Annotated in this window: 12 protein-coding genes and 1 tRNA gene; 8 read left to right on the top strand and 5 right to left on the bottom strand. The window is 63.8% G+C overall.

From position 1 onward, the window contains the following. Nucleotides 1-487: 487 nt before the first annotated feature. Entirely contained in the window at nt 488-1315 is an 828-nt protein-coding gene (locus tag PMN64_RS39740; protein WP_411784689.1) for a YkgJ family cysteine cluster protein, read from the top strand. Between the two features lie 30 nt (nt 1316-1345). On the opposite strand, the gene PMN64_RS39735 is transcribed toward PMN64_RS39740, so the two are convergent. Both PMN64_RS39735 and PMN64_RS39730 read right to left on the bottom strand, forming a co-directional pair. Then, nucleotides 1346-1720 (bottom strand): hypothetical protein, encoded by a 375-nt coding sequence (locus PMN64_RS39735; protein ID WP_411784688.1) that lies wholly within the window; start codon nt 1718-1720, stop codon nt 1346-1348. A gap of 140 nt (nt 1721-1860) precedes the next feature. Continuing rightward, nucleotides 1861-3045: an MFS transporter gene (locus PMN64_RS39730; protein WP_411784687.1), complete on the bottom strand. Its 1185-nt coding sequence runs from the start codon at nt 3043-3045 to the stop codon at nt 1861-1863. A gap of 114 nt (nt 3046-3159) precedes the next feature. Between PMN64_RS39730 and PMN64_RS39725 the strand changes: the two genes are divergently transcribed. The 4 genes from PMN64_RS39725 (at nt 3160) to PMN64_RS39710 (ending at nt 4908) form a co-directional block, all read left to right on the top strand. Next, nucleotides 3160-3981, top strand: a complete 822-nt coding sequence (locus PMN64_RS39725; protein ID WP_411784686.1) for an AraC family transcriptional regulator — start codon at nt 3160-3162, stop codon at nt 3979-3981. A 90-nt stretch (nt 3982-4071) separates the two neighbouring features. After that, complete coding sequence (locus PMN64_RS39720; RefSeq protein WP_411784685.1) at nt 4072-4299, top strand: hypothetical protein; 228 nt, start codon at nt 4072-4074, stop codon at nt 4297-4299. 74 nt (nt 4300-4373) lie between these two features. Next, nucleotides 4374-4592 (top strand): hypothetical protein, encoded by a 219-nt coding sequence (locus PMN64_RS39715; protein WP_411784684.1) that lies wholly within the window; start codon nt 4374-4376, stop codon nt 4590-4592. Between the two features lie 13 nt (nt 4593-4605). Then, on the top strand, nt 4606-4908 hold the full coding sequence (locus tag PMN64_RS39710; RefSeq protein ID WP_028339231.1) for a hypothetical protein: 303 nt from the start codon (nt 4606-4608) through the stop codon (nt 4906-4908). A 338-nt stretch (nt 4909-5246) separates the two neighbouring features. Here the strand turns inward: PMN64_RS39710 and PMN64_RS39705 are convergent, their stop codons facing one another. Next, a complete protein-coding gene (locus PMN64_RS39705) occupies nt 5247-5369 on the bottom strand; it encodes a hypothetical protein (protein WP_256438759.1) in 123 nt (40 codons plus the stop codon). 218 nt (nt 5370-5587) lie between these two features. Here PMN64_RS39705 and PMN64_RS39700 point away from each other — a divergent pair, with 218 nt between their 5' ends. Continuing rightward, complete coding sequence (locus tag PMN64_RS39700; RefSeq protein ID WP_411784683.1) at nt 5588-7870, top strand: cation:proton antiporter; 2283 nt, start codon at nt 5588-5590, stop codon at nt 7868-7870. A gap of 48 nt (nt 7871-7918) precedes the next feature. Here the strand turns inward: PMN64_RS39700 and PMN64_RS39695 are convergent, their stop codons facing one another. After that, nucleotides 7919-8365, bottom strand: a complete 447-nt coding sequence (locus PMN64_RS39695) for a hypothetical protein (RefSeq protein ID WP_018272072.1) — start codon at nt 8363-8365, stop codon at nt 7919-7921. A 212-nt stretch (nt 8366-8577) separates the two neighbouring features. Between PMN64_RS39695 and PMN64_RS39690 the strand changes: the two genes are divergently transcribed. Beyond that, nucleotides 8578-8850, top strand: a complete 273-nt coding sequence (locus PMN64_RS39690) for a hypothetical protein (protein ID WP_018272073.1) — start codon at nt 8578-8580, stop codon at nt 8848-8850. A 91-nt stretch (nt 8851-8941) separates the two neighbouring features. Further along, nucleotides 8942-9018, top strand: a tRNA-Arg gene (locus tag PMN64_RS39685). 698 nt (nt 9019-9716) lie between these two features. Here PMN64_RS39685 and PMN64_RS39680 read toward each other — a convergent pair. Next, on the bottom strand, nt 9717-9881 hold the full coding sequence (locus tag PMN64_RS39680) for a hypothetical protein (RefSeq protein WP_304494593.1): 165 nt from the start codon (nt 9879-9881) through the stop codon (nt 9717-9719). Between the last annotated feature and the right edge of the window lie 219 nt (nt 9882-10100).

The raw sequence follows: 10100 nt of genomic DNA, 5'->3' as shown, positions 1-10100 counted from the left end.
ACAAAGGCCACGCCTCGTTCTACACCGATTCCATCCAACCAATCAGCAGGGATCAAACACGAAAGCAGGGACCCATACTCCGCGGCGGATGTTGTGAAAGGGACTCGTCGTTCCAGCGGCCTTCAACGATAACCATCGGTGGTTATGGGTCCCTGCTTTCGCAGGGACGACACTGAATGTGTTGCACGGTCTGCTAGCCACACATTCGCATTCTCGCGACATTGCCGATGACACGAGACCACTCTGACCTTGCAGACGCTCGCGGACCCAACGCCTGTCGCTGCAATCACGACCATTTGTCCTCGGGGATGCCATGCGCGTTTATCGGATGCGGCATCCCGTCCTCGCGGATACGCTCTCCGAACAATGTCGCAGCCATCCGTCGCGGCGCGTTCCGGACAACACAAGGATTTGCCGTCGCGGAATACCGGCGGCCAAAAACACTGCACAAGAAGAGCCGGCCACGAGCCGGACAAGAAGAAAAACAATGGATCAAGTGGCGTTGGTCGTCGTTCGGGCGGTCGAGAGCGGCGCGACGACGACGAAAGATATTATCGGCGTGACCAGATTGTCGCGCCTCAAGGTCGAGCGTGCACTGAGCACGTTGGAGAAGCAGAAGCTGCTCCTCCGCGAACGACAAGGGTCGTGGGCCCTCGGCTTTCCCGTGGCTCCGACGGTCAGGCAGTGTGGATCATGCACCCTCTGCTGCAAGGTGCTTGAGGTGACCGATCTCCGCAAGCCGATGAATACGGTCTGCAACCACATCCTGGCGGGCGGCGGGTGCGAGATCTACCACGAGCGTCCCCGGCAGTGCCGGTCATTCAGCTGTGCCTGGCTGCAAGGCCACCTCGATGACGATTGGTTTCCCGAGACCGCGGGCATGGTGCCGCATTTTGGGCTCGACGCGCTGAATGTGCAGGTTGACCTCGATGATCCCGACCGCTGGCGCAAGGAACCCTATTTCAGCAAGCTGTGCGAACTTTCGTTGAAGGGCCTCAGGGTAAGTGAAGGGCGGCCGTATGCCACCCTCGTCATCGTCGGTCAGGATCGCTACCTGCTGCTCGGGCGGACCATCGTGCCCGATCCAACGCTGTTCGGCACCGCCTTCGTGCCGATTACGTTCGATACCTTCCGCTACTGGAAGGCAACATCGCTTGAGCATCTGCAGCGGTTGAACGATCGCGTCATGGAGATCCAGCGCATCCAGCAGGAGTTCGGCCATTGCGCCATCCCTGACGACGACGATCCCTCGCCGCCTTACCGGCCGGCTCTTCTCCAACGGTCGAAGGAACTGGGCGTGATACGCACGACGTGACGACAGCCGGACACAGCGCAGGTCAGTTCGTCATCTGAGGTGATACTTTCTGCCGTTGGTGTTCGGGTCGGTATTGTCGCTGGTCGAGAACATCAAGGCCGGGCCGAAGTAATTCCAGGTGTCCCGGTAAAATGCGAATCGGCCGGCGCCCTTGTCGATGATCTCTTGCTGGGCGCTGTTCGCGGGGCCGAGCAGCCGGTCGTCCTCATACAATCGGGCGGTCTCGAGCGTGCCGTCCACGTATTTGACGGGGATAAGATACGCATATCCCTTGTAAAGACGGAAGGCACCCCGCAACAGGTTCCTGTCGATCGGACTCGGCGGAACCAGAAAAAGGAATGCACTCGACACCAAGGCAAAAAGCGTCGATCCGATCACGATGCGCGTGCTGGCAGATGTCCTCAACGACACTTTTCCCTTGGCTCTTGCTTGCGAGGCTTCCCGCCTTCTGTAGCGCGGGCCTGCAGCGCAGACAACCGACCGGCCGCCGCCACGCCTCGTCGCGAGCCGGATCCGGCTCGCGATATGTCCGCATCGAACGACAATCAGATTGTCGCCGCGCGGCCGGCTGATCCGCCCAGGACTGCCATCAGCACCGTCGCGACGGCGCAGCACGCGAGCGCGACCTCCCAGCCTCCGGTCGCATCATGGGCAAGTCCGGCGAGCGGCGGGCCCGCAGCGGTGAGCGAGTAGCCGAGGCACTGCGCCATGCCCGACAGCGCGGCCGCCTGGTGGCTGTGCGAGGTTCGCAAGCTGACGAATGTCAATCCGAGGATGAAGGCTGCGCCCGCCCCGAAGCCGAACAGCGCGACCCACAGCATTGCGAGCGCCGGACACTGCCACAATCCCAGCAGCGAGATGCAGGTCGCAAGCGACACGGCGATCGCGATGCCGCGCTGGTCCTTCATGCGCCGGACCATCGGCCCGAGGATCAGGCCGGGGACCGCGGTCGCCAATTGCAGCACACCGTGCAGCGTACCCGCCGTCGCCGCCGGGTAACCTGCCTGCACGAGGATGGCGGGCAACCATCCGACGATGATGTAGAACACCAGCGAGGTCAGGCCGAGGAAGCCGGTCACCTGCCAGGCGAGCAGCGAGTGCCAGATGCGCCCGCGATGCGGCGACGAGGCCGGCTCGACCGTCGCGGCCGCGTGCGTCCCCAGCTGGGGTGCCCAGGCCATCAGCGCCACCAACGGAAAGATCAGCGTGCTCGCGAGCGAGAGATGCCAGTTCGATCCCGGCAATTGAGCGAGCGGGATGGCTACGACAGATGCGAGCGCCTGGGCCAATGCGGACGTGATCGCGTAAGCGCCGGTCAGGCTGGCGATGCGGGTCGGAAAGTCCCGCTTGAGCAGGCTCGGCAGCAGCACATTTCCAACGGCGATTCCGGCACCAATGGTGGCGGTGCCGGCAAACAGCGCCCAGACCGGACCGGACGAGCGCAGCGCGATCCCGGCCGCGATGACAAGCAGCGCACCGAACAGCGACCGCTCGATACCCCATTTGCGCCCGAGCACAGCTGCGACCGGTGAGATCACCGCGAATGCCAGCAAGGGCAGCGTCGTCAGTATCCCGGCCTCCGCCGCACTGATCCCGCTGGTCTCACCGATCATGCCGAGCATCGGCGCCACGCCGGTAATTGGCGCGCGAAGCGTCGAGGCGATCAGCAGGATCCCCGTCAACAACAGCCTCTGCCCGCCCAGCGTGCGCATCGGCGCAATCATCGTCATCGCATGCTCCTGGCCATTTGCATCGCCAGGCTATCGACTTGGCTGCCGGAAGAATTTACATATCTGCTCTATCGATCGCTAAATTCGGTCATTCGACGGGTTTCCTGCTCCGTTATGGGCTTTCAACTTCGCTATCCCTGGCCGGACCTTGATCCGGATGACGTCGCGGCGGCGGCCATCGCCGTGCGCCTCGACGTCACCGAAAACAAGGTCGAGGCGGCCGAGCACGCGCACCGGAAGGGACAGCTCGTCTTTGCGCTCGGCGGCGGCGTGATGTGCCGCGTTCCGAACGGGTTGTGGATGGTGCCCCCGCATTGCGGCGTCTGGCTTCCCGGCGGCACGCGCCACACCAATATCGCAACCGCCAATGCGCGGATCTTCTTCGTCTTCATCGAGCCCGGTGCCGCCGACCTGCCCGACCGCTGCTGCACATTGTCGATCTCGCCGTTGCTGCGCGAGCTGATCATCGAGCTTTCCGACCGCATGCAGCACGACGGCGGCAGCGAGACGCTCCTTGCGCAATTGCTGCTGAGCGAATTGCCGCGCATGCCGCTGCAGCAGCTGCATCTACCGATCTCGCCCGAGCCACGCTTGCGACGGATCGCGGCAGCGCTCGCCGATGATCCGGGCGATCGCCGCACGATGGCCGAGTGGGCCGAACGCGTAGCGCTGAGCGAGAGCAGTCTGGCGCGTCTCATCCTGAGAGAAACCGGCCTGACATTCGGGCGCTGGCGCCAGCAACTGCATTTGATCGTCGCATTGCGCGAGCTCTCCGCCGGCGCGAGCGTACAGCAGGTCTCGTCCGCACTCGGCTATGAGTCCGTCACAGCCTTCATCACCATGTTCAAGAAGGCGCTCGGCAAGCCACCGGCGAAATATCTCAGCAATATCATGCAAGGCAGCGGCCCGGCCTTTGCGGCTGGCGCGCGAATTTAGGAACACCAGTCAGCAACGGACGTTTTCGACATATCGGGCGAACGACAGGCGAGCCGCCTGCGCCAGGCCGCCAATGCTCGAGGATGCCAGATGCCCTACGCACTGTTCGATCGCGACAAACAAATCGACAAGGCCTTTCCGACGGAGAAGCAGGCGTGGGAACATGCACTGGTCTCCGGACTGGTCTTCGATGTTCCGGTCGCGGATGAGGCTCCGGGCCAGGTGCTGCCGGCCGGCTATCACATGAAGCAGATTCCCGACGATGGTGAAGTCTGCGAGCCGGCGCCCGAATGGAAATTGCCGAACGAAATTTCGTGATCGGCACACCGATTGCGATGGCGACGTTGCGCGATAAGTAACGCCGAACCAGACCAACAATTCAGGATGAGCGCATGGCCGAAACCGGCAAGATTTTTCACGTTCGCTGCGTCGACAACACGTTGCAGCGGGACACGCTCTCGCTGGGGCGCGTTTACGAGGTGACAAGGGATATCGAACGTGACGGCTATTATGAGCTCAGCGGATTGGGCCGCTTCAGCCGGTCCAGATTCGAGGTCGTCGAGCCGGACGACGACACGGGCGAAGTCCGGCGGACGTCTCGATCAAAATAGACGGGAGAGCGCGATGCCCAGAGGCGACAAGTCGAGCTATACCGACAAGCAGAAGCGGCAGGCCGAGCACATCGAGGAAGGCTACGAGCAGCGCGGCATTTCAAGCAGCGAGGCCGAGCGGCGCGCATGGGCGACCGTCAACAAGGAGACCCACGGCGGCAAGAAGAGCGGCTCCGGCCGCGGCACGCGCGAGGATCACTCGCCGTCGCGCAAGGGCGGCAAGCTCGGCGGCAAGGCGGCCGCGAGCCGCCCCGCGGCGGAGCGGTCGCGCTCGGCCAAGAAGGCCGCGCGGACCCGCAAGCGCCGGGCAGCCTGATCCGCACCGGCATCATTTCGCCGGCAGGAAGACAATACCGGAAGGCAATACCGGGCGCCTTGAGGCGGCGCCTCGCAAATGCGTGATCGGGCGCCACCATTGGTTGCCTTCATTTGGGCACCTATCGGGAACAGGCTGTCAGGCTAGGAAAGCAAGGCGGCCACCGCAGGGGGTGCCTGCAATTGACGTATCGGTCCCATAGCAGCTGGCAGGACGTGGATCTGCGCAATCTCGTCCGCGTCATATCGGCCTGCACCCTTGGGCTTTGGGCATTTGCGGCCGGCCTCCTGATTGGGACCTTCCTGCTTTGATGGATCGGCGCGGCACGCGCCGCCTGCCTATCCGCCGCTCAGGTGATGCGCGGCGACGAACAGGACGAGCGCGCTAAGCACCAATGCCGATGTGGCGCCGGCAACGCTACGCGCGAGTTCAGCCTTCGAAAGATTGGATCTGGTTGCCATCGCAGCCTCCCGTTCGCGCGAGCTGAGCCGCAGCCGCTCCGGCGGCCAGGCTCGCTCATGGAGACATTCGCATCACCAGGATGAACGCATCATGAGCGAAACGAACCGCCGGTGCCTCCGTTCCAAAATCTGACCCAGTGGATCACTTTCGGAACCCGGGCGTTGACCGCATGCGGCAAGCGGACCGGGCCGCGCCGGAATTGGAAATCGGAGATGCCATGGTGATCCGCTGGGGGCGGCTTCAACCGGCAATTTGGGCGACCGTCATCCTGCTCGTGAGTATCACGGCAGCCGACGCCGAGGGCGACAAGGCGAGCAGGCCATCCGAGTTCATTCTGCTCGCCCAGATCGCGCTCCTGATCGCGGTCGGGCGCGGCCTCGGCGAATTGATGCAGCGGATCGGCCAGCCCTCCGTGATCGGCGAACTGCTCGGCGGCCTGCTGCTCGGACCATCGCTGTTCGGCTGGCTGTGGCCGTCGGCGCATAGCGTGATCTTTCCGCCGTCCGGCGAGCAGAAGGCGCTGATCGACGGCATTGCGCAGTTCGGCATCCTGCTCCTGTTGCTGCTGACGGGCATGGACACCGACCTCAAGCTGGTGCGCAAGGTCGGCCGCGCCGCGACCACGATCTCGGTGGCGGGCATCGCGGTGCCGTTTGTCTGCGGCTTCGTGCTCGGCGAATTCCTCCCCGACGGCCTGCTGCCGCATCCAGAAGCGCGGCTGATCGCATCGCTGTTTCTCGGCACGGCGCTGTCGATCTCCTCGGTGAAGATCGTGGCCGTCGTGGTGCGCGAAATGAACTTCATGCGCCGCAATGTCGGCCAGATCATCGTCGCCAGCGCGATCATCGACGACACCCTCGGCTGGATCATCATCGCCGTCATCTTCAGCCTCGCCTCGCGCGGCAGCCTCGACATCCTCTCGGTCGCGCAGGCGCTGTTCGGCACGCTGGCCTTCCTCGCGGTCAGCTTCACGATCGGCCGGCGGCTGGTGTTCCGGCTGATCCGCTGGGCCAACGACCATCTGGTCTCTTCGGCGGCGGTGATCACCGTGATCCTGATGTTGATGTGCGGGATGGCGATGATCACGCACCTGATCGGCGTGCACACCGTGCTCGGCGCCTTCATCGCCGGCGTGCTGGTCGGGGAATCCCCGATCCTGACCCGGCAGATCGACGAGCGGCTGCGCGGGCTGATCTCAAGCCTGTTCATGCCGGTGTTCTTCGGGCTCGCCGGCCTCAGCGCCGACCTCACGGTGCTGAAGGATCCGTCGGTGCTGGGACTGACCGCGGCGCTGGTCCTGATCGCGAGCATCGGCAAGTTCGGCGGCGCCTTTGTCGGCGGCGCGCTGGGCGGGCTGACCCGGCCGGAATCCTATGCGCTGGCGAGCGGCATGAATGCACGCGGCTCGACCGAGGTGATCATCGCCACCATCGGCCTGTCGATGGGGGTGTTGAGCCAAACCATGTTCTCGATGATCGTGACCATGGCGATCCTGACCACGATGGCGATGCCGCCGATGCTGCGCAGCGCGCTGGCGCGGCTGCCGCTCGGCAAGGACGAAAAGGAGCGGCTGGAGCGCGAGGAATATGAGCAGCGCGGCTTCGTCGCCAATCTCGAGCGGCTGCTGCTCGCGGTCGATGAAAGCAGCAATGCGACATTCGCCGCGCATCTCGCCGGCCAGCTCGCCGGCGGGCGCGGTCTGCCGATCACGGTGCTGCATGTCGGCGCCAACGCCAAGCTGCAGGAGCAGAACCGCGCCGATGCAGAGAGCCCCGAGGCGGCGGTCATCAACGCGGCCAAGGCGAGCGCCGAAGCCGATGCCGACGGCGGCGGCGGCAACGTCGACGTCATCAGCCGCGCCCGCGAGGAGACGGCGGCGGAGGCGATCGCCGAGGAAGCCAGAAAGGGCTTCGACCTGCTGGTGGTCGGCATCGACGCGGTCGCCGGCCCCGATGGCGGCTTCGACAGGCGGCTCGACGACCTCACCTCCGGCTTCGACGGCCCGCTGGCGATCGCGGCCGCCAAGGGCGTGCACGAGAAGGAGCCGACGGCGAATGCGCGGAAGATCCTGGTGCCGGTCTCGGGCAGCAACGTCTCGCGGCGCGGCGCCGAGGTCGCGATCGCGCTGGCGCGCCTCTCGAGCGAGCCGCTGCAGGTGGTCTACGTCTCGACCACGCGCGACAAGGGCGCCCGCCGCACCAGCCCCAGCATGTCGCTGGCGCATGAGGAAGCGATCCTCAAGGACATCGCCGCGACCGCGGCGCGCTATGACATCAACGTGACGACGCGGCTACGCGCCAATACCGCACCTGAGGTCGCGATCCTGCAGGAGATCGCATCAAGCCGGGCCGACCTTGTCGTGATCGGCGTCGACCGCATCCAGGGCGACAGCCTGAATTTCGGCAGCATCGCCGCGGCCGTGCTCGGCAAGTCGAAGGCGTCCGTCCTGCTGGTGTCGGACGGCGACGTCAGGCCCAAGACCTGGGACCCCAAGACTTGAAACAAACATCTGAGCAAGGAAGTTCGGGGCGCGCGAGAGCGTCCGCGCCTACCACTCTTCCGGACAGGGATCGACGATCTTCCAGAGATCGACCCCGTTCTTGATCTTCTTCATCTCGGTGGTGAGCCCGCCATTGCGGCGGATCCAGTCCTTCACCGTGTCGGGGTAGTAGGACATCAGGTCGGAGGTGCCCTCGAGGCTGGTGACCTTGATGCCGAAGGTGAAGGCCTTGTCGTAATAGGCCTGGTGGAAGCCGATGCTGGCCCGCGGCGTGACGCAGATCTTGTTCAGCGGCACGATGCCGAACACCAGCGTGCAGGCCGAGTTGCAGATGCCGTCGATCACGACGCGCTCGCGGCGCTCGCGGATCTGCTTGTACTTGGCCTTGTACTCCTCGACATAGCCGCCATGGTCGCGCGTGATGTGCAGCACCGCCCGCGCGGGTGTCGCGGCCAGAACCGAGAGCAGCAAGGCGACAAGGGGCGTGATGCGCATGGATCGTTCGAAACCGCGGGAAAGGCCGGGCCCGGGCGGACCTGACCGCAAGACTCTGGCCGGACTGTGTTGGCAATCCGTTAAGCATCCGCAAAAAGGCAAAATTTGGCGCGCTGTGGCTGATTTCCCGCAGCTTTTGGCCCCGATTCCGGGTTAAATGGGCGTTGGGGCGGCCCAGAATGCCGATTCCCGTAAATGCCCGGAGGCCGTCCATGACCAAGACCAAGCTTTTCGCCGCCCTCGCTCTGGCCGTGATGGCCCTGACCCCGGCGGCCGCGGCCGACCTCACGGCCCATCCGCGCCACCACCGGCATCACCACCACGCGCATTGGGGCCTGCCCTACCACATCAGCTATCTGCACAATTACGGCCCCGGCCCGACTGCCGGCAGCTTCGCCTATTACGACGGCCCCGCGCGCAACAAGTGCTATCAGAGCGCGGCCGCCTATATCGGCCAGGACCACCGCCGGCATCCCTGCTTCTGACGGCTTCAAGGAGAGTGCCGCCGGCACCGCCAGGTGCCGCGCTCCGTGGCTGCTGGCCCTCCCCGCCCAAGTCTGATAATCGACCCGCAACGCGCTCGTAGCTCAGCTGGATAGAGCATCGGATTTCGATTCCGAGGGTCGGGAGTTCGAATCTCTCCGAGCGCGCCAACGATTTTACCGATAGATCAATAATTTAAGCCGCGCTCATTTCGTTCTGAATGATCGTTTTCGTGTTGCGAGCCAGCTCAACTCGCTCTGAACAAAATCAACGCGTTACCAACCACTGCAAATCGTTCCGCGCAACACGGCGGTTCATCCTCCGTTCGCGTTTTGCCTAGGCGCCGGGCGCAACTGAACCGACCTCGTTCCGGCTAGGACCGAAACGCAAAAAACGATTCCGAAATCTTTAATAAATTCGGACCAGCCTCCCTCCGCGACAGGGAGGTGTATCATGCGTAATCATGACTTCGTGTCCGGCGGGCTCCTCGCACTAATCGCAACCTGCCTTGTGCTGCTGTGCTCGGGCCTGCTCGTCATCGCATTTAGCTAAACCGGACGGCTCGCGAATGCGGCCCTGCCCGCCAACCCTCTCTCCCTTATTCCCGAGATCGTTGCCGCCGGGACAAACCATCACTGACCCGGCGGGCGCATTTTCGGGGGGGTTGCCTAATGGCGTCGCCAACCCGCCTACAGACAAAAAGTATCTGTGCGCGATTTGCGGTGAGTCTCGCGGATCCTTTCTGCAGCGACGGCTCCCTTCGCGTGTCGTGCGATATCCGATCTAACCTGCCCTAATGGGCACAGGCTCAGAACCACGCCGGATGGCAAGGTCGTAACTGCCTCAACATCTCGGCGTGAACGAAACATCATTCGCGACACCTAGAAGCGAGCGTGAAACAAAGCGCGCCCACCATCCCGTGCGTGAAAGTTTCCGGGGTAAAGCAATGCAGGAAGAGACAGGCATTCAATTCCAGGACATCGACCAGGTTTTGCGGCATGCCCATCTGCGCCGATCCGCCGATCTGGCCCACTGGATACGACAGTATATCCACGATCGTAGGCTTGCCCGCCAGCAGCGGAATTCTGAGAAGCAGAGAGTGACGTCGACGCCAACCGGCATGACCCATGCAGTCTAAGTGACACTGGGGATTTCAGCGTCCCAGTTCAGGAAGAAAACGCCGCCGGGCGTGTATTTGTGAGGGCGGCGGATTCTGATTAATGGAACAGCAAGGTCGCTTGCCTAAGATGCA

It is taken from the genome of Bradyrhizobium sp. UFLA01-814, from assembly GCF_046718885.1.
GTDB classification, from domain to species: domain Bacteria; phylum Pseudomonadota; class Alphaproteobacteria; order Rhizobiales; family Xanthobacteraceae; genus Bradyrhizobium; species Bradyrhizobium elkanii.
The sequence above is the reverse complement of the archived record's forward strand: the minus strand, read 5'-3'. Positions and strand labels throughout refer to the sequence as shown.